Origin of the sequence: Nonomuraea jabiensis, assembly GCF_014204795.1 — a bacterium.
In the GTDB taxonomy this organism is placed as follows: domain Bacteria; phylum Actinomycetota; class Actinomycetes; order Streptosporangiales; family Streptosporangiaceae; genus Nonomuraea; species Nonomuraea jabiensis.
Genome location: NZ_JACHMB010000001.1, coordinates 8,955,833 through 8,974,771, shown reverse-complemented (window position 1 = coordinate 8,974,771; position 18,939 = coordinate 8,955,833). Strand labels below are relative to the sequence as shown.

Annotated in this window: 14 protein-coding genes and 1 pseudogene; 7 read left to right on the top strand and 8 right to left on the bottom strand. The window is 70.5% G+C overall.

Features of this window, described 5'->3' with window-relative positions; translation table 11 throughout:
• Window positions 1–160 precede the first annotated feature (160 nt).
• Window positions 161–1,117, bottom strand: coding sequence for a hypothetical protein (locus HD596_RS40825; RefSeq protein WP_185074786.1), 957 nt, complete (start codon window positions 1,115–1,117; stop codon window positions 161–163).
• A gap of 230 nt (window positions 1,118–1,347) precedes the next feature.
• Here HD596_RS40825 and HD596_RS40820 point away from each other — a divergent pair, with 230 nt between their 5' ends.
• On the top strand, window positions 1,348–2,067 hold the full coding sequence (locus tag HD596_RS40820) for a hypothetical protein (protein ID WP_185074785.1): 720 nt from the start codon (window positions 1,348–1,350) through the stop codon (window positions 2,065–2,067).
• A gap of 149 nt (window positions 2,068–2,216) precedes the next feature.
• Here HD596_RS40820 and HD596_RS40815 read toward each other — a convergent pair whose 3' ends face one another.
• Entirely contained in the window at window positions 2,217–2,825 is a 609-nt protein-coding gene (locus HD596_RS40815; protein WP_185074784.1) for a TetR/AcrR family transcriptional regulator, read from the bottom strand.
• 118 nt (window positions 2,826–2,943) lie between these two features.
• On the opposite strand from HD596_RS40815, the gene HD596_RS40810 reads away from it, so the two are divergent.
• The 3 genes and pseudogenes from HD596_RS40810 to HD596_RS40800 form a co-directional block, all read left to right on the top strand.
• Complete coding sequence (locus tag HD596_RS40810; protein WP_185074783.1) at window positions 2,944–3,504, top strand: hypothetical protein; 561 nt, start codon at window positions 2,944–2,946, stop codon at window positions 3,502–3,504.
• A gap of 1 nt (window position 3,505) precedes the next feature.
• On the top strand, window positions 3,506–4,945 hold the full coding sequence (locus HD596_RS65165; RefSeq protein ID WP_185074782.1) for a dihydrolipoyl dehydrogenase family protein: 1,440 nt from the start codon (window positions 3,506–3,508) through the stop codon (window positions 4,943–4,945).
• Between the two features lie 121 nt (window positions 4,946–5,066).
• Window positions 5,067–5,483 (top strand): annotated as a pseudogene (locus HD596_RS40800) (enolase C-terminal domain-like protein); the annotation flags it as partial.
• A 113-nt stretch (window positions 5,484–5,596) separates the two neighbouring features.
• Here HD596_RS40800 and HD596_RS40795 read toward each other — a convergent pair.
• Window positions 5,597–10,768 carry a DNRLRE domain-containing protein gene (locus tag HD596_RS40795; RefSeq protein WP_185074781.1) on the bottom strand — a complete coding sequence of 1,724 codons (5,172 nt, stop codon included), beginning with the start codon at window positions 10,766–10,768 and terminating at the stop codon, window positions 5,597–5,599.
• Between the two features lie 65 nt (window positions 10,769–10,833).
• The gene (locus tag HD596_RS40790; protein ID WP_185074780.1) at window positions 10,834–11,793 is read right to left on the bottom strand and encodes a hypothetical protein; all 960 of its coding nucleotides are present in this window, start codon (window positions 11,791–11,793) and stop codon (window positions 10,834–10,836) included.
• A gap of 339 nt (window positions 11,794–12,132) precedes the next feature.
• On the opposite strand from HD596_RS40790, the gene HD596_RS40785 reads away from it, so the two are divergent.
• From HD596_RS40785 to HD596_RS40775, 3 genes are all read left to right on the top strand, one after another.
• Entirely contained in the window at window positions 12,133–13,455 is a 1,323-nt protein-coding gene (locus tag HD596_RS40785; protein WP_185074779.1) for a tetratricopeptide repeat protein, read from the top strand.
• Between the two features lie 107 nt (window positions 13,456–13,562).
• Window positions 13,563–14,558, top strand: a complete 996-nt coding sequence (locus HD596_RS40780; protein ID WP_185074778.1) for an alpha/beta hydrolase — start codon at window positions 13,563–13,565, stop codon at window positions 14,556–14,558.
• Between the two features lie 158 nt (window positions 14,559–14,716).
• The gene (locus tag HD596_RS40775; protein WP_185074777.1) at window positions 14,717–15,496 is read left to right on the top strand and encodes a maleylpyruvate isomerase family mycothiol-dependent enzyme; all 780 of its coding nucleotides are present in this window, start codon (window positions 14,717–14,719) and stop codon (window positions 15,494–15,496) included.
• 25 nt (window positions 15,497–15,521) lie between these two features.
• On the opposite strand, the gene HD596_RS40770 is transcribed toward HD596_RS40775, so the two are convergent.
• From HD596_RS40770 to HD596_RS40755, 4 genes are all read right to left on the bottom strand, one after another.
• Complete coding sequence (locus tag HD596_RS40770) at window positions 15,522–15,908, bottom strand: MerR family transcriptional regulator (protein ID WP_185079019.1); 387 nt, start codon at window positions 15,906–15,908, stop codon at window positions 15,522–15,524.
• An 18-nt stretch (window positions 15,909–15,926) separates the two neighbouring features.
• Window positions 15,927–16,967, bottom strand: a complete 1,041-nt coding sequence (locus HD596_RS40765) for an NADP-dependent oxidoreductase (RefSeq protein WP_185074776.1) — start codon at window positions 16,965–16,967, stop codon at window positions 15,927–15,929.
• Window positions 16,968–17,180: 213 nt separating this feature from the next.
• Complete coding sequence (locus tag HD596_RS40760) at window positions 17,181–18,098, bottom strand: phosphotransferase (protein WP_185074775.1); 918 nt, start codon at window positions 18,096–18,098, stop codon at window positions 17,181–17,183.
• Between the two features lie 59 nt (window positions 18,099–18,157).
• Window positions 18,158–18,925, bottom strand: coding sequence for a response regulator (locus HD596_RS40755; RefSeq protein WP_313046299.1), 768 nt, complete (start codon window positions 18,923–18,925; stop codon window positions 18,158–18,160).
• Window positions 18,926–18,939: the final 14 nt, after the last annotated feature.

Here is an 18,939-nt window from a genome sequence, read left to right as displayed (position 1 = left end):
ACCGCCCAGGTCGTAAGCCGTCGGCGGTCAAGGGCCGAGAGTCGCCAGGTCGACGTGCTTCGGATCGGCGATCTCTTCGGCGTGCGGGCCATCATGACGCGGGCAGGCGCCCGTGACCAGGCGGAGGGCCTTGGCCGGCCCGGCCGCGGCATCGACCCTGTCAACCACGAGACCGATGGACGGCCTCCTTCTTGGACTGTCCGGGATAGACCACGATCAGGTGCCACTCGGCGGGCAGCATGGTGGTGGCGTCCTCGTCGGCCCGTGCGTAGACCCGCACCCGGTAGTGCCCCGGCCCCTTGATCGCCAGGTTGGGCAGGGGCCGCCCGGCCCCCTCCTCGCCGCCCGGCTGCATGACCGGCACCGTCAGGCGGCCGCTGCGGCTGGTGACCCCAACCTCGGCCACTTCCTGCCAGCCCTTGAGCCGCAGCGGCGGAGCCTGGTCGAACGCCTTGACGGTCACGCAGACGTTCATGTTTCTGATCGTTTCGATGCCCACGCCGGTCTCCTGACCCGTGAGCAATCTGTCGTGGTCCCGCTCGATTCTGTCCTCGTTGTCCGCATCGGCGTCGTCGGAGAGGTGATAGCCGCCGCCTTCGGACGTGAAGTAGGCGGCACTCCCCTGCTTGCGGGCCCGCCGCCTGGGCCACGGGTCGCGGCAGGCGGCGTTGCTCGCGGCGACGTAGTCGGCCGCCTCCTTGACCATCTGTTCGTCCGAGGGCATCAGGTCCGGGCCTCCGATGACGTCGGGGCACAGGAACACCAGCGCGCTGTCCAGACCGTGCAGGTTGATCGTGCGGTCCCCGCTGCGCAGCCATTCGTCGGCTCTCCGCCACCCCGGCTGGGCGCACAATGCCCTGCCGGACGCGAGAAGGGCCTGGTCGGACTTGCCCTCAGGGAACATCGGCCCGCCCGCCTCCCGTACCAGGCACAGGAAGGCACGCTCCCGGTCCTCTGTCCGGGTGTCGCCGAACCCGCGGTGCAGTTTGGTCCACGCGGGGCAGCTCACGTCGTAAGGCGGCCGGTAGGGCGTACGCGGGCCTTCCTCACCGCCGAGCAGCCCGGCGAGCAGCGCGACGGCCACGACGCCGCCGAGCACGCGTAATCGGTCCCGCACTACCCGCGGTTGACTGCGGTCCGCGAGCTCATGAGAACCAGGCGCCGCTCTCGACTGCCGCCTCGGCGGGTGACTCATGATGCCGACTTCTGCCAATCATGATCACGAGACGCCCCCGGCGCCTGCTGGGTTTACGCATGCCGCGGCGACCGCCTCAGCCGGATAACGATTCGTGGGAGCAGACGGCCTTGGGCTCCAGGTTGTCGTCCGTCTCCGGCATGATCGCCTGTGTGAAGAAAGAGATCTTATCAACGGTGGTGTTCGCCGCGCTGACGATGGCCGCCGTGCCGGCGCAGGCGGCCCCCAAGGACCCGGTCGGCGTGCTGAAGGCGACGATCGCCGCCGGGCATGGGGTACGGTTCACCGGCGACGTCACGTGGACGGACGGCACCGACGAGCGGGGCGCCCGCGACATCAACGGCGTCTTCCAGTTCGGCAAGAAGGAGATCGCCGCCTTTGACATCACGACGAAGTACGGTGACGAGCATGAGCGCGTGATCGGCATCGGCAAGACCGGCTACTACTCGGGCGACCGGATCAGCGGCCTCCTGCCCGAGGGCAAGACCTGGTACAAGAGCAAGAACTACGGCATGCCCGACTCGTGGTCGCAGTTCATCAACCCGGCCGAGCCCAAGACCCTGGCCAAACTGCTCAAGAACGGAAAGACCAGGGGAAACTCCGTCTCCGGCTCGATCACCCTGAAAGAGCTCAAGGCCGTTTCGGGCTGGGTCTCCGCCGCGAGGATCGGTAAAGAACACGATGGCCTGAAGATCTCCTACACCCTCACGCTGTCCTCGGCGGGTCTGGTCAACAGGGTGACGTCGACGTACACGATGGCGGCGGACGGAGAGAGCCACACCAGCACCGTGAACACCAGTTACACGAAGTGGGGCAGCAAGGTGTCGGTCACAGCACCGGACCCTTCCACGGTAACCACCAAGCCGCGCTGACCCCGTGCCCGGCGTCGCCTGACGCCGGGCACGGATCGCCCGACCGGCTCGCCGGATGTCCGCCTGTCGCGTGGATCGACACCAGGAAATTCTGCGAGCTGGTCGGGGACTGGACTCTGGGCGGCGATCCTGAGCGGAGGCGTGCGGCTTCAGGCGCCCGCCGGTCCGCTGTAGTCGGTGGCGGCGTAAACCTGCAGGAGCCTCTCGACTCCGCGCAGGAAGGTCTCGCAGATCAGCGCCGGGTCGAACAGGCAGCCGGCGGCCATGGCGCCGTCGCGCATCATCACGAAGTGGCGGGCGGCGGGCTCGGCGCCGGTCTCCTGAATCTTGGCCAGCAGTTCCGTGACGGTTTCCAGGAACCATTGGCGGTGGGCGAGCACGGCCTTGTGCACCGGGGACTCGGGGTCGGGATATTCGGCGGCGGCGTTGAGGAAGGCGCATCCCCGGAAGCCTGGGGACTGGATGCTCTGGGCGATGGACGCGCTGAGGGCCCGGATGGTGTCGGTGGCCGGTAGTCCGGCGGCGACGGCCTCCTCCGCCTGGCCCCGCATGGCTCGGTCGACCTCGTTCAGGTAGGCGAGGACAAGGTCCTCCTTGCCGGGGAAGTGCCGGTAGAGGGTGGCCCGCGTCACCTGCGCTTCGGCGACGATGCGATCGATGCCGACGGCATGGATGCCCTCACCGTAGAAGAGCCGGGTAGCCGTGTTGAGCAGCCGGGACCGCGCTTCGGACGGCCGGCCTTCGGATTGGCTGGACATGCCACCATCCTAGTAGGTAGAACGTTCGGTCTTGACAGTCTCCGTCGCAGATTGCCATGCTGTGCCCGAGACAGAACGTTCGGTCTACCACTCGCTACATCCACTGAAAAGGATCATCATGAGCACCATCGCTGCTTCGCCCGGCATCTCCGGGACCGCGTCCGCGCTGCGGCGGCTGTACTTCGTCCGGTTCGCGTTCGCCATCGTCTGGGCCCTCGCGATGTTCACGACCGCCGCGAACCTGGGTCCGTTCGCGGTCACCCTGCTCGTGCTCTACCCGCTGTTCGACGTGGCCGCCGCCGTCATCGACGCCCGCGCGTCGCGCGCCACCGGATCACCTGCCCTGCTGTACGTGAACGTCGCGGTCAGCCTGATCACCGCCGTCGGCGTGGCCATCGCCTGCGCGTCCGGTATCCCGGCGGTGCTGCGCGTGTGGGGCGCGTGGGCGGTCGTGGCCGGGCTGGTCCAGCTGATCGTGGGCGTCACCCGCCGCAAGATGGGCGGCCAGTGGCCGATGATCATCAGTGGCGGCATCTCCGTGCTCGCCGGCGCGTCGTTCATCCTCGGCGCCTCCGCGGCCGGCCCGACGCTGACCAACGCGGCCGGCTACGCCATCCCCGGCGGCATCTTCTTCCTCATCTCGGCCTTGCGTCTCGGCCGCGCCGCGAAGGGAAACTGACGTGGGCGGCAACGCGTACGACGTCGTCGTCCTCGGCGCCGGTCCGGTCGGTGAGAACGTCGCCGACCGGGTGGTGCAGGGCGGGCTCAGCGCCGCCGTCGTCGAGCGCGAGCTCGTCGGCGGGGAATGCTCCTACTGGGCCTGCATGCCGACCAAGGGGTTGCTGCGCAGCGCGGCGGCGTTGCGGGCGGCGCGTCAGGTGCCGGGCGCGCGCGAGGCGGTGACCGGCGGTCTTGACGCGGCCGCGGTGCTGGGCCGCCGGGATTCCTTCGCCTCGCACTGGAAGGATGACGGTCAGGTCGGCTGGCTCGATTCGGCCGGGATCGCTCTGCACCGTGGTCAGGGCCGGATCGTGGCCGCGGGCGTGGTCGAGGTGACCGGCGAGGACGGCTTACCGGTCACGTTGACGGCCCGGCATGCGGTGGTCATCGCGACCGGGAGCGGCGCGCTGCTGCCGGACGTTCCCGGTTTGCGCGAGGCCGCGCCGTGGACCAGCCGGGAGGCGGCTGCCGCGAGCGAGGTCCCCGGCCGGCTCGCGATCATCGGTGGCGGCGTGGTGGCGTCGGAGATGGCGACCGCCTTCGCCGCCCTGGGGTCCTCGGTGACGATGCTGGCCCGTGACGGTGTGCTGCCGCGTGCCGAGCCGTTCGCCGGTGAGCGGGTCACCGAGTCGTTGCGGGAGGCCGGGGTGTCGGTACGCCTCGGCGCCGAAGCCTCATCGGTGCACCGCGACGAGGCCGGAACGGTGCACCTCACGATGGCCGGCGGCGACCAGGTCGAGGCCGACGAGGTTCTGGTGGCGGTCGGCCGGACACCGAACACCCAGGACATCGGTCTCGGCGCCGTCGGCCTGATGCCGGGCGCCTGGCTCACGGTGGACGACACGCTGCGGGTGCTCGGGCAGGACGGGGCGCCGATCGGTGACGGAAGGCTGTACGCCGCCGGTGACGTCAACCGGCGAGCGCTGCTGACCCACCAGGGCAAGTACCAGGGCCGCGCGGTCGGCGACGTCATCGTGGCGCGTGCGAAGGGCGAAGCGGTCGAGGACGGCCGCTGGGGCCGGCACGTCGCCACGGCCGACGAGCGCGCGGTGCCCCAGGTGGTCTTCACCGAACCGGAGATCGCGTCGGTGGGGCTGACCGCGGCCGCGGCCGAGGCCGCCGGGGTACGGATCCGCGTCGTCGACTACGACCTGGGCGCCGTCGCCGGATCCGCCCTGCACGCCGACGGATACCGGGGGCACGCCCGCATGGTCGTGGACGAGGACCGGAAAGTGGTCGTCGGCTTCACGCTCGCCGGCCCGGACGTCGCAGAACTGCTGCACGCCGCGACGATCGCGGTCGTCGGGGAGGTTCCGCTGGACCGGCTGTGGCATGCGGTTCCGGCGTTCCCCACGGTCAGTGAGGTGTGGCTGCGGCTGCTGGAGGCGTACGGCCGCTGACCGCGGGGCCGTTCCCCGCGAGTTCGGACCACCGTGCCGGGCACGCTTGACGGCCCTCCCGGTGTGCCCTGTCCGCTGAACCGTGCTCGCGACGAGGCCGACCTGATCCTGGTGCGAGGAGCCGCTACCGGCCGACGACCTGCACGGACACCGAAGACTGGCCGCCGCCACCTCGGTGCCGGTGGCGGTCGGCGAATCCCTCTACTCCGTCCAGCGGTTCGGCGACTACCTGGCCGCCGGGGCGGTCGGCATCGTGCAGGTCGACGTGGCCCGCATCGGCGGGATCACCCCATGGCTGAAGGTCGCCCACGCCGCCGAGGCGTTCAACGTCGCGGTGAGCCCGCACTTCCTCATGGAACTGCACGTCAGCCTGGCCGCCGCCGTGCCCAACGGCATGTACGTCGAGCACATCCCGCAGTTGCAGGCGATCACCCGCAGCTCTCTGCTGATCGAGGACGGCCAGGTGGCACCGCCCGACGTCCCCGGCATCGGGATCGACTGGGACCCCGATGCCCTCGACGACCACCGCGTCGCCTGAACGACCGGTTACCTGTGCCCACACCGTGCTGTCGGTCAAGCCCGCCGGGGTCTGCGCGGCCTGAACGTGACGAAGCCCGGGTGCACGGGGCACCCGGGCTTCGTCATGTGCGTTCAGTACGGACGCTGGAGGTAGCGGCCGAGCGCCGGGTCGTACACGCGGCCCGACACCAGGACCCCGCCGTTCAGCACCGTGGGATGGTACGCCCCGCCGAGCCAGCCGTAGCGGACCGGCTGGGAGGGCACGCCGAACTCGTCGTACCCGACCACCGTGGCCAGGCCGGTGCCGAGCGCCAGCTCGGTCCCGACGCTCCCCCCGAGGGTGAGCAGCTGCAGGCGCACCGATCCGGACGCGCCGGTGAGCGCGGCCAGCTCCCCGCCGATCCCGGCGACGTTGCGGACGATCGTGCCGTTCGCGGCGGTCCAGGAGGGCTTGTCGCCGTCCGAGCCGTAATGGTGGACGGTGACCGCGCCCGCCTCGTCCGTCTCCGAGCGGATCCGGCCCGCCGGGTCACGGGTCCAGGTCAGGCTCTGCTCGCCGGAGGTCATCTTGGCCGGCAGCCCGTCGGCGAAGTAGTCGAGGGTACGCCCGCCGGGCAGCGACGTGGTCCGGCCCGCCGCGTCGTAGGCGTAGCCGTCGCCGGTCAGCCTGCCGTCGGAGTCGTAGCCGTAACCGGTGATCGACGCGACCGAGTCGTCGGCCACCGGGCAGTCCTCCTCCGACGACTGCACCGCCAGCCGGGTCCGGTTGCCCGCCCCGTCGTGGTCGTACCGGCGCAGGGTGCACACCGGGAACGCCATGTCCAGCGCCGACGCGAGCCGGCCCGCCTTGTCGTAGCCGAGCTGCCGCTCGGCCATGAGGTCGGTCCGCATGCTCAGCACCTCCTGGCCGTGGACGTTCCGGCCGACCTGGTCGATCATCACCGGGCCCTCCAGGCCGTCGCGGGTGTAGATCCGGGCGTAGCCCTGGCCGCGCTCGTCGTAGCCGGTCTGCAGGTGGAGACCGCCCGGCAGGTCGCCCTCGGTCTGGCGTCCCTCGGCGTCGTAGCGCGCGGTGAACGTGCCCGCGACGGAGTCGGTCACCGAGGTGGCCAGGCCGCGCGGCTCGGCCTTGGCGTCGTAGGCGTACGTCCTGGTGGACGGGGAGGAGTCCGTGACCTTGACCGGCCGGTTGAGGTCGTCGTACTCGGTGCGGGTCAGGCCGCCGTCGGCGTCGGCGTGGGAGATCACCCGGCCGAGCCTGTCGTAGGCCGTGACGACCTTCTCCGTGCCGCGCCAGCGCTGGGTGGGACGGCCGGTCGCGGAGTCGTACCCGAGGTTGATCTCGGCCTCCCCGCCCGCCTTGGTGGCGGCGAGGCGGCCGGCGGTGTCGCGCTTGAAGGTGGTGACCGTGCCGCCCTCGGTCACGGTGGCGGCCAGGCCGAAGGCGTCGTAGGTGTACGTGCGCCCGTCGTCCTGGCACACCAGGCCCGCCCAGTCGGACCGCCCGCCGCACGGCCCGCCGCCGGTTGCGGTGTAGAGCACGGGGTTGGCCACCATGGTGGTGACCGCCTTGCCGCCGGGGTCGCGGACCGTCTTGACCTGCTGCCCCGTGGCCCAGTCGTAGGTGATGGCGATGGTGCGCACGTCCACGTCCGGCTTGGACTCGCGCCCGACGATCACCGCGCCGGTCTTGACGGTGGTCGGCAGGTCGCGGGCCACCGCACCGGCCGGCCGGCCTTCGTCGTAGGTGTGGACCGTGCGGCTCCTGGCGCCGATGGCGTACCCGGCGGGCAGGTCGTCCACGTCCGACTCCAGGTTGACGATGTGGACCGGGCCCAGCTCCACCAGCTTGCGCCGCCCGGAGGCGTCATAGACGGAACGGGTGGACAGCAGCTCGGCCCGCTCCTCGGGCTCGTAGCCGGTGATGGCCAGCTCGGCGAGCCGGAAGTCGGTGATGTCGCGCTGCGACAGCTCCCGGTTCGCCGCGGTCAGCTCCCGCACCACGTGGCCGAACCGGTCGTAGCCGGTGGCGGAAAGATGCCCGCCGGGCGTCAGGACGTTGACCGCCCTGCCCGACCCGTCCAGGTACGTCACCGTGGCGGCGAGCCCCGGCGGCTGCACCGACGTCGCCGTCACCGGCGCCACGGCCTGGCCCCACGCCGTCACCTCCTTGGCCGTCACGTCGGCCGGGCCGCCGGCCGCCGTGGTGAGCGGCACCCCATAGGCAATGGTGGTCTTCGCCTCGCCGGCGACCTGGTCCGCGGTGCCGGCCTTGAGCGTGGCCCGGGTGATCGTGCGCAGCCGCCCGTCGCTCTCGTACGCGAAGGTCCACGGCAGCTCGCCGGGCGGGGTGAGGGTGGAGACGCGGCCGGCGGAGTCGTACCCGTAGACGGTCTTCAGCGCCGGGCTGATCCGCGGGTCCCACGCCTCGGCGAGCCGTCCCGCGCTGTCGTAGCCGTACTGAGTGGTCACCGCGCCCTGCAGGGAGACGGTGGACAGGCGGCCCGCGCTGTCGTAACCGAGCTCCAGCGTGTGCCCCGACCTGGTGATCGACTTCAGCCGGCCCTGGTCGTAGACATGGCCCTCGGGGGCGTACAGGTCGCCCTGCCTGGCGAACGTGGTGACCTCGCCGCGGGCGTCGGTCAGCGTGTACGTGCCGGTGAGGGTCAGGTTCTCGGCCCCGGGCTCCGGCTTCCAGCCGTCCGCGGTCCTGGTGAACTGCACCGGCCTGCCGTCGGCCCGCGTCACCTCGACCGACGTGGCCGAGGTCTCCCTGAGCACGGGCACCGGGAGCGACCAGCCTGCCTCGCGGGAGGAGGCCGTGCGCGTGAGCGTCAGGCCGAACGGCCCGCCCGCCGTGGCCTGGAGCCGGTAGTCGCCGGTCTGCAGGTTGAGCACGCCCGGCCCGACCTCCTTCGTGGCGGCCCGGGTGGCGCGGCGGTCCACCACGACCTCGACCGGCTGGGACTGCGCCGTGGCCGTGCCCGTGACGACCGCGCGCACCTGCACCGCGGCGTCGCCGAGCTGCGTACCCGCGTCCCACGTCAGGCCGGACAGCTTGCCGGGCGCGGCGACCGGCCACGCGGTCAGCGGCTTGCCGTCGGCGCCGGTGACGTTCGCGACGGGCACGTCCGCCCAGGCGTCGCTCTCGGAGCGCCGGTACTGGAACGTCGCCTGCGTGAACGCCGTGCCGGTGACGGCGAGGGGCACCTTGCCCGTGCTGCGCAGGCCGTCCGCGGGCGCGGTCAGCGAGGCCACGGCCGCGCCGGTCCCGACGTTGAAGGTGTAGGAGGTCGTCGGGGAGGCGTTGCCGGCCTTGTCGACGGTGTAGACGCCGAGCGTGTGGGCGCCCGTCGTGGCCGGGGTGAGCTTGGCGGTGACGGCCGCGCCGGTGGTGAGCACCTTGGTCACGGCGCCGCCGTCGAGCTTGTAGGCGATCCAGCCGGTGTCGGTGTTCGCCGGGGTGAGGGTGAACGTGCCGGCCTGGCCGGCGTCGCCGTGGTAGGTCCCGTCGTTCGGGTAGTCGCTGGAGGCGGCCTTCGGGGCGGGCGGCTTGACGGTGTCGACCGAGAAGTACGCCGTCTGCCAGAGCTTCGAGACCAGCGAGCCGTCGTGGGCCCACGACCGGAACATGTACGACTTGCCGTTGGCCAGCTTGCCCGCCGGCACGGTCGCGCCGGAGAAGCCGTTGCTGGCCACGTACGCGCCGTAGAGGTCGTCGATCAGCATCGTCGAGCCCTCGTACAGGTCGAACTTGCCGCGCACGTTGCCCCCGTCGGGGTCGCGCACGTGGTTGCGCAGCTGCGGGGTGAGCGTGTTGGTCCAGAGCGTGCCGTCGTAGTCGGTGTACGGCGAGACCCAGGTCGAGACCGGGGTGCTCGGGTAGGAGTTGTACGTCACCGAGATGACCGGCAGCTTCGACGAGGCGTTGCCGGAGTTGAACCGCTTCCAGGCGTACTTGTCCGACTCGCTGGCGGCCCGCAGGCCCATGCCGGACTCTTTCCATCCCTGGTCGGCATAGTGCTGCACCAGCGAGGTGACGTTGGCGGTGACCCAGCCGTCGGCGCAGCCGCTGCCGTAGCCCTTCGTGTCGCTGGAGGAGGCGTACTTGGCGGCCATGTGCGGGCCCGGGTAGCGCGACGACGTCGAGGCGCGATCGGCCGACCAGACCTCCCACGAGCGGGCGTCGCAGGACCACGAGTGGAAGTTCCACAGCTTCAGCGTGGCCGAAATGATCTTCTTGCCCGCGATGCCGGAGGTCTTCCACGTGATGAACGACTTGGCGACCTGCCCGCTGCCGTTGTTGCCGATCTTGAGCTCCGTGGCGCCCGACTGGTCGGTGCCGTAGCCCTCCTGCACGAACGTGTCGAAGACCTGGCCCAGGTTGAGCGGGGGATCCACGGTGACGGGATACGTCGTGGCCGGATCGTTCAGGAAGGCCGCGTCAGGGGTGAAGACGAGGTCGCGGCCGGAGACCTTCATTCCCACCGCGGCCCGCCGCAGGTGCTCGCCGGAGATCGGGTACGTGGTGGCGTCCCACATCTCCGGCGCCGGGATGGTGACGGCGACCTTGCCCTTCGCGTCGACCAGCTCCGCCCCGCCGTCCTTCGCCTCGCGCGGCGTCAGGCCCGGCGCCTTGAGCCTCAGCGTGTACGTCACGGGCGCGGCCGGGCGCGACTTGAGCAGCAGGAACTGCTCGGCACCGGTCCGGGTCGCGGTGACCACCAGGTCGGCTCCCGGCCTGACCTCCGGGTACGTGGCCGTCTCACCGGACAGGCTCGGCACCGGCAACGCGCCCTTCCACTGCAAGGTGACCTTGGCGGAGCCCTCCCCGATCGTGATCAGATCGGTCGCCGAGGTGTCCGCGGCGGCCTGCCGGGCGCGCCCGGCGCCGAACCGCAGCTTGCGGCCGTGACCGCGCGGCACGACCTCACCGGACCGGGTCGTGGTGAGCGCGATGTCCACCGGGGCCCACCCGCCGTCGCCGCGGTAGCGCACCGGACCGGCGAACGAGTCGACCGTCAGCGTGCCGTCCGGATTGGCGTAGGTGGTGGTGGTCTCGGTACGGGCGTCCTCGACCTCGACCCGGCGGCCCGTCAGGCGGGCGGACAGGCGCGCGGAGGCCTCGTCGGGCGCGCTCGGCTCGGCGACGACCCGGGCCGGGTCGCTGGGGTCGTCCACGGCCTGGGTGGCGGGCGGTTCGGCGACGGCGGGTTCGGCGGCGGCCGGCGAGGGCGGCGCGGCCAGAGGAAGAAGTAAGAAGGCGAGACCACCGGCGAGGACCCGTGGCAGGAGGGCAGACATGGGAGCTCCGAGGTAGAGCGACGCCCCCGCCGGCTTGACGGGGGCGTCAGGTTGTCACAGGGGGGTTACTTGCTCTGGCAGCTCTTCTTGCGAACCTCACCCCAGACGATCGGGCCCGGCCACTGCATCCGCAGCGCGAAGCACTGCTTCTTGTTGGCGGCTTCCCGGATCTTGTAGATGTACTGGGCGATACCCGCCGCGAACATCACCTTGCAGGCCAGCTTGATCTTGCTGTTCTTGGCCTTGTCGCAGGCGGCGTCGGCCACCTTGACCGCGCCGGCCGCCCCGGCGTACAGCCAGGAGCCGTAGATCTGGTTCGTGAGCTTCTTCGAGAAGATCACCCGGCACATGGCCTTCCACCACTCGCACTGCAGCTTGAGCGCGGGGTCGGCGACCACGGGGTAGGCGGCGCCCGCGTGGTCGACGGTCTGGACGAGCGTCATGCCCTCCACCCGGTACGACGTCGGCACCGGGTTGCCGTTGGCGTCCTTGGCCCAGGGCAGGTCGATCTCGGCGAGGTAGAAGTCGTTGTTGTAGATCAGGACCGTGCCGTCGTCCTCCTCCACCTCCAGCATGGAGCCCTCGGGCGCGCTGATCGGGAAGCGGTACTCGGTCGGCGCGGAAGCGCCGTGGATGACGGTCAGCGCACGGGCGATCTGACCGGTCCGCTGGTGGGCGAAGGTGACGCTGGGCTGCTTGGCGGCGTAGGTGACCAGGCCGGGCAGCGGCTGGCTGCCGGCGCCGCTGGCCTCCGGCATGCCGATGCCGATCTCGTTCTCGCTGACCGACGCCGCCAGCGTGTGGTCGGCGTCGGTCGCGGCGGCGAAGGGACGCTGGACGTCGCCGTCCGGGATCTCGGTCGGCGGGACGGTTCTGGCCTCCTCGACGATCTCGGGGACGACCTTGGTGAGGGCCGCCAGCGTGGGGTCGTCGTTCGCGAAGGCCGGGGTGCCGGCCATGTTCGCGCCGCTGATTGCCAGAGCGGTCGCTAACGCGACGATCATCGCCCGAGCGGAAATGCGCATGGATGTCCTTCCACATGCGGAGGGGATGCACAAACGTCGCAAACGTAAAGTTGGTCGGCGTCCAAACGAGTGATCTTGGATTGATGATCCGTAAACGTTTTCCGTCTGACAGGTTTCGTCTCTCGGCGCGACTGTGACGCAACCATGACACCGCGCGAACGAGGCGCGGACGCGGCCGCCCGACAGTAGACGGGGTTGACCGGCGGACGAGTTACGGAGCGGCGCCGCCAGGCAATCCGGCCGCCCGCATCAGGACGCCGCCGTACTGGCCGGGGCCGTACGGCGGCGTCCCCACCGGCCGCCCGCCGGGACAGAACGTCACGACGAACAGGAGAAGGCATGACACATGACGGGAAATGGGACCGGCGTTCGCTGTTTCAAGGCGCCGCCGTGCTGGCCGGTGCCGCCGCGACCGCGCCGCTGCTCGGCAAGGCACCCACAGCACTGGCCGACACCGGCGACGCCGACACGCTGTTCAAGGCCGGCAAGTTCGACCAGGCCGGCCGCGCCTACGAGAAGATCCTCAAGACAGACCCCACGAACCTGCACGCGGCCCGCCAGCGCGGCTATGTAGCACTGCTGTCCAACCGGTTCCCCGACGCCGAGAAATACCTCAAGCTGGCCCTCAACCTGGCACCCGACGACAAGCAAGCCCACCAGCTCCTGGGCGACTGCTACATCCGGCAGGACAAATTCGCCCAGTCCGCACCACACTGGAAAGCGGGCGGCGAAGAAAGCTACGCCACATGGTTCGCGGCGGTCAGCGGCGAGGCATACCAGGTCCACGGCGAGACCGCGCGGCTGCCGCTCCAGCAGATGGACCCGATGCCGCTGGTGGAGGCCTCGGTCAACGGCGGGCCGACGAAGCGCTTCAGCTTCTACACCGGCGCCCCCTATCTGAGCATGCGCGCCTCGGTGGCCAAGGAAGCCGGACTGAGCCCCGTCGCCAGCCAGAAAACCGATTTCGAGGGCATCTCCGTCTGGGCATACTGGGGAATACTGGACTCCTTCCAGCTGGGCGGCATCGAACTACGCAACATCCCCGTGAGCTGGTCGGCAACGGAGTCGGGCGAGGACGTCGGCACCGACAGCGACGGCCTGATCGGCACGTGGGTCTTCTACCACTTGCTGACCACCTTCGACTACGCGGGCCGGCAGCTGATCCTGCGCCGCCGCACCCCCGAAACGGCCAGGAAGGCACGCGCCGCCGCCACCCGGGCGGGCGCCGGACCCCTGCCGCTGTGGCTGGCCCGCGAGCAGTACCTGCACACCACGGGCAGCTTCGCCGGCGCCACCGGCTCCGGCACAGGGGTGGTGGGCGTGAACTTCGGCGGAGTCGGCGAGATCGCCGCGGGCGTGCGCGGCAAAACTGCCGAGCAGCTGGGGATCCGCACCGACTACGACCGCCAGATCGGGACTTTCGCCCAAAGCCACCCGGCCGTCGTCTACCCCTGCTACCCGAAGGAAGTCCGCCTCGGCAACGCCGTCGCCAAGGAGGTCTACTGCTACACGAACCCGAACCAGGAGGTCAACGTGCCCTGGCCCTATGGGACCGGGTTCGACTCGATGGGCTGGTTCTCCCACTGCTTCTGGAAGCCGTACAACATCACCGTCGACTTCACCCACATGAACCTCTACATCGTCCGCGGCCCGGCCGCCTGACCATCGCCCTTTACATTGTAGATTTCTACGGAACTCACGCGTGGCCCGCTCGGCTTTGGCCGGCGGGACACGGGAGACTCGTGCCTGAGCGCATACGAGGAGGTTCCGTGACATACCAGCCGCAGGAAGCGGTGTTCCTGGCCGAGCCGAATCCCTCCCCGCCCCCCGGCACGGAAACCGAGCGGTTCGGCGATCTGGCCTACGCCCCGCCCCAGCCGGCGGACGGCCGCGGGCATCTGCTGGACCTCTACGTCCCGGCGGGACGAGGACCGTACCCGCTGGTGATCTGGACCTCGGGATCGGCGTGGCGCTCCGACGAGGGCAAGAACGGCGCGGCACAAGCCGCCGCCTTCTTCACCACGGCCGGGTACGCCGTGGCCGGGGTGAGTGTGCGCTCCAGCGCGCAAGCCGGCTTCCCGGCCCAGCTCCACGACATCAAGGCGGCCGTACGGTGGCTGCGTGCCAATGCCGCAGGCTACCGCCTCGACGCCGGCCGATTCGTCGTCATGGGCAACTCTTCCGGCGGGTGGGTCGCCACGATGGCGGCGCTCACCGGCGATGTCCCCGAGCTGGAGGGCGAGGTCGGCGTCACGGGGCCGTCCAGCCGGGTGCAGGCGGCCGTCGACTTCTACGGGCCGACGGATTTCCTGCAGATGGACGCGCACATGCCGCCCGGCGCCCGCGAGGAGTTCAACGCCATGCTGGGACTGTCGGACGGCCACGACGACCCGTTCTCGCCCGAGTCGCTCCTGATGGGCGGGCCCATCCAGGAGTGCCCCGAGGCCGTGGCTCTGGCCAACCCCGTCACGTACGCGAGCGCCGGGATGCCACCGCTGCTGATCCTGCACGGCCAGGCCGACCGGCTCGTCCCGGAGCACCAGAGCGTGCTGCTGTTCGAAGCGATCGCCGCGCGAGGCGGCACTGCCGTGTTCTACTCCATCCCTGAGGTCGGCCACGAGCACTCCTACGTCACCGACCCGGCACGAGCCGCGGGGTACGTCGCCAGGTGGGCCGAGGGCGGACGGCAAGGGCTCCTGGCGAACGCGCCGGCTCCCACCTGGGAGACCGTCGAACGGTTCATTCGCCGTGAAAGTGGCCGGTAAATGTCCGGCTTCCGCCCTCGACCAGCCTTCAGTTGCAGTCGACACTTGACCCGGGGCGCCGCGTGGCCGGTCTGGAGGGAAGGGCGCGAGGCCATCCGCCATTGTCCTGTTCCTCGCCCCGGCACAGCCCGACTCACCCCTCACTTGGAGATGCAGCGATGGACACATCCGCGTACTTGAAGGCCGTTGTCGAGCAGACGGGCATCCTTGCCGATTGGGTGCACGGCAAGGATGCGGCGGCCCCGGTGCCGACCTGCCCGAAGTGGACGCTGGCCGATCTTGTCGACCATGTCGGCGCGACACAGCGCATGGTGGCGATGCTCGTGGGTGCCCAAATGACCGAGCCGAGCAGGGCGTTCGCCGGCTACGTTCCGGGTCCGGCCGATTCGGGCCAGTGGCGCGCCTGGCTGAGCGACGGCGCGGCCGAGGCGAGACAGGCGTTCGCATCGGTCGCCGACGACACGCCGGTGTGGGATCCGTCGGGTGGCGCTGCCGGCGTGCCGTTCTGGTCACGCCGGCTGTTCGGCGAGGCTTGCGTGCATCGCGCGGACGCGGCCGCGGCCCTCGGCATGCGGTACGAGTTGGCGCCGGAGCTTGCCGTCGCGGCCCTCGAGGACTGGCTGGACACGATGGCTTCCCGCGGCTATTGGGAGAACCAGCCGGGCTTCTCCGATGCGATGCGCGGAGACGGTCAGACTCTGCATTTCCACGCGACCGACGCGTCTGGGGAGTGGGTGGCACGCCGGGAGCCGGACATGGTCGTGCTGGAGCGTACGCACACCAAGGCAGACGTCGTGGTACGCGGCCCGGCCGTCGAGCTCCTGCTCGTGATCAGCAGGCGCCGCCCGCTGGATGCGGCTCCTACGCTGGAGGTGCACGGGGATCGGGCACTGCTCGACCACTGGATCGAAAACATGGACTGGGTCGCCAACGGCTGACCCACGCTTGAAAGTACGCGACACGTCACAAGCGGGCGACCCGCTCGCCAGGCGCCGCCAGCCAGGGCATGCGGTCGACAAGGCTGTCGCGCAGCCGGGTGAGGGTGGCGATGCGCTCCTCCAGTTCGGCCACCCGCTGCGCGGCGACGGCGTTACCGGCGGCGCACGACGGCGTGCGGCAGAACACCTGGGGCAGCTCACGGTCGAGATGGTCCAGGAACGACTTCACATCGTCGACGGTGAACCCGCAGGCCAGCAGTTCACGAATGTTGCGGACGCGGAGGGCCGCGCTGGGCTCGTACACGCGATAACCCGCCGTCGTACGGCCGGGCTCCAGCAGGCCCTGCTCCTCGTAGTAGCGCAGGGCGCGGGTCGTGGTCCCGGCCTCCGCGGCCAGTTCACCGATGAGCATCACAGGCCAACCGTACGGTCAAGTCCCGAGCCGGACCACCGTCTTCCCGGTGTATGCGCCCTTGATGAGACCGAGGAGGGCCTGCGGCGCGTTCGCGAGCCCCTCGATCACCGTCTCGTCGTGGACGATCGCACCTTCGCTCAGCCAGGTACGGAACTGCGCGTCGAACTCCGGGGCACGGTCAAGATGATCGCTCGCGGTGAAGCCGCGCATGGTGAGGCGCTTGCCGATCACGGTGAGCAAGTTGCCCGGCCCGTCGTCAGGACGGCCCTTGCCCTGCCGGTCGAGGGCTCCGCACAGCGCGATGCGGCCATGCGGGTTCATGACCTCGATCGCGGCATGCAGCTGTTCGCCGCCCACGTTGTCGAAGTAGACGTCGATGCCTTCGGGGGCGGCCTCGCGCAGCCTGTCCACGATCGGGCCGTCGTGATGGTCGAAGGCCGCGTCGAACCCGAGTTTGCCGGTCAGATAGGCGACCTTCTCGGGCGATCCGGCGCTGCCGATCACCCGGGACGCCCCCTTGAGCCGGGCGATCTGACCGGCCATGTTTCCGGTCGCTCCAGCCGCGCTGGAGACGAAGACGGTGTCGCCGGGCCGTAGCTGCGCGGCATCCATGAGCCCGACATACGCGACCAGCCCGGAGCCAAGGTGGGTAGATGGCGTCGCGTAGGCGTGGCGGTCGACGCGGCGGAACAGCCCGGCCTGCGCCACGGCGTACTCGCGCCAGCCGAACCGATGCATCACCAGGTCGCCTGCGCCGAGTGACGGGTCGGCGGAGGCCACCACTTCACCGATGGCGGCCCCGTACATCACCTCGCCGATCTCATAGCGGGGCATCGGCAGACCAGAGGTCCCTGCGATCAACATGAGCATGCCGGGTTCGAGCGACATGAACAGATTGCGGACCAGTACCTGACCCGCTGCGGGATCAGGGACGGCGACCTCGGCTATCTCGAAGTCGCCGGGACCGGGCAGGCCCTCCGGGCGTGCGGCAAGCCGGACCTCCAGTCCGGTGCGGGAGGTGGCGGAGTGCATGGTGCTTTTCGAAGGTGTGTCCATATCGGCGACGGTAGGGGTTGACCCTTACGTGAAGGTCAAGCCGAAAACGCCCCTGAAACTCCGTACCCGCGCAATCGCCCGCCTTGGCCGGCAGGCCGCGATGGCCGCCGTGGTGGTCCGGCCGGCGATGGTGCCCCTGCCGTACCTCTGGCTCGTTTCGCGGGGCGTGACCTGCGGCGCTGAAGGAATTCGGGCGGGTGGAGAGGCGATCGCTCAGTGGTGGGCCGTTGCGATGAGGCGGCGCAGGGCGGCTTGGGCAGGTGGGCCCCAGGTGGCCTTGCCGCCCGGGCGGCCGCGGACGCCGGCTTCTCCGACGTGAATGCCGCCGAGGGCGCGGCGTACCGCCCATCCGCGGGCGCGGCGCAGGGTCGCGGCGTCCGGCGCCGGCTGGTAGGCCTCATGGAAGCGGTCGGCGGCGCCGTCCGGCAGCAGGTTCCAGGCGGCGGCGAGGTCTCCGGCCGGATCGCCCGCGAAGAGGTCGCCGAAGGCGATCACGCCGCAGATGGTGCCGTCCGCGGTGAGGACGTTGGCCGGATGCAGGTCGCCGTGGAGCCAGAGCGCCGGGCCTGTCCAGTCGGGCGCGGCGACGGCGTCGTCCCAGACCGCGCGGACGGCGTCCGGGTCGGGGATCAGCCCCATCTCCGTGGCCGAGGCGAGGCCCTTGATGAACCCCTCGGAGTGGTCGGCCAGCGACCCCCCGCGGTCCCGGCCGGCGGGAGCCTGTTCGGGGGCAGGTTGGTGAAGTGCCGTCAGGAAGGCGGCCAGGGCGTCGGCGGCCTCCGCGCCGCGCGTGATGGGGGCGTGGTCGGCAGGCGTGCCCGGCACCCAGGTGGTGACGATCCAGGGTCGCGGAAACCGAGCGGAGGGCTCGCCGAGGCGCTGCGGTACGGGAACCGGCAGCGGAAGGCGCGGGGCGAGAGCGGGCAGCCAGGCGTGCTCCTTGAGCAGCAACTCGTCCGCGGTCTCCCCCACCCAGGGCAACCGGACGGCGAGGTCGTCGCCGAGCCGCCACAGCTGGTTGTCCCAGCCCCGCGCGCCGAGCCTCACAGGGCGGTCGGCCAGGTCGGGGTGCTGGTCACGCAGCAGATCCCGGACCAGTTCCGCGGTGATCTCGATCTCGGTGTGCGTCATGCGGAGCAACAGTAGCGGGATGGCGCCCGCGTCCGGCGTTCGAAGGAGGAGCAGCGGGGTCATTCGTCTTCGGGGTCAGGTGGTTCCGAGACCGGTGCGATCTCCAGTGGCGTGGCGGCCCCGGCGGCGAGCTGGTGTCCGTGAGTGAGCGTGTAGTCGAGCTGTCTGGCCAGGTGAGGGACGGTCGACGGGGGCAGGTACGCGTCAGCGCCGGCATCGAGCAGGCGTCGGACCGGACCGTGATAGCTGACTCCGAGCTCGTGGTCCTCGATTTCGGTGACGATGACCCGAGCTTTCGGGAACCTCGATCGGAGCATCGCGATCAGCTGCGGGCTGACCGCCGGCACCAGCAGCACGTCGGCCGTCGCGGGAGCCGCGTTCATGTCGAGCACGACGTAGTCCGCGCCGAGTTGGGTGGACAGCGACCTCCGCGCCTTCGCCGACAACTCCATCGCGGTGGCGACGACTGTCACGTCGTCGTAGTCGATCGGCGGTTGGTCGTCGGCCTCCTCTGGCGTGCCGGGATCGACGATCGTGCCCTGCAGGACGTCGACGGTGCTGGAGATTGTCGCGATCGACCGGCCGTCCCGCGTGACCGTCAGGCTCTCACCGGGCTCGAGAGCGTCGATGAGTGCCACGAGGTCCTCGGGCAGACGAGTCACGTCGAACTGCTGAGTGGGTCGGGTGGCGCGCTTGCGGATCACCAGGCCTGGACCAAGCTCTGGGGGGCCGACGAGGGCGGCAGCGTCGTCAAGGGGTTCGATCCTTCGCGAATCGGGGCCGGCGGTCAGTGGCGAGCCTATGTCGACATGGATCACTTCGGGCACATCATGCTGCCCAT

Excerpts from the sequence above, each read along its gene's own strand:
- HD596_RS40815 (WP_185074784.1), bottom strand. The coding sequence starts at position 2,825 with ATGTCCAGCCAATCCGAAGGCCGGCCGTCCGAAGCGCGGTCCCGGCTG.
- HD596_RS40810 (WP_185074783.1), top strand. The coding sequence starts at position 2,944 with ATGAGCACCATCGCTGCTTCGCCCGGCATCTCCGGGACCGCGTCCGCG.
- HD596_RS40795 (WP_185074781.1), bottom strand. The coding sequence starts at position 10,768 with ATGTCTGCCCTCCTGCCACGGGTCCTCGCCGGTGGTCTCGCCTTCTTA.
- HD596_RS40790 (WP_185074780.1), bottom strand. The coding sequence starts at position 11,793 with ATGCGCATTTCCGCTCGGGCGATGATCGTCGCGTTAGCGACCGCTCTG.
- HD596_RS40785 (WP_185074779.1), top strand. The coding sequence starts at position 12,133 with ATGACACATGACGGGAAATGGGACCGGCGTTCGCTGTTTCAAGGCGCC.
- HD596_RS40775 (WP_185074777.1), top strand. The coding sequence starts at position 14,717 with ATGGACACATCCGCGTACTTGAAGGCCGTTGTCGAGCAGACGGGCATC.
- HD596_RS40770 (WP_185079019.1), bottom strand. The coding sequence starts at position 15,908 with ATGCTCATCGGTGAACTGGCCGCGGAGGCCGGGACCACGACCCGCGCC.
- HD596_RS40765 (WP_185074776.1), bottom strand. The coding sequence starts at position 16,967 with ATGGACACACCTTCGAAAAGCACCATGCACTCCGCCACCTCCCGCACC.
- HD596_RS40760 (WP_185074775.1), bottom strand. The coding sequence starts at position 18,098 with ATGACGCACACCGAGATCGAGATCACCGCGGAACTGGTCCGGGATCTG.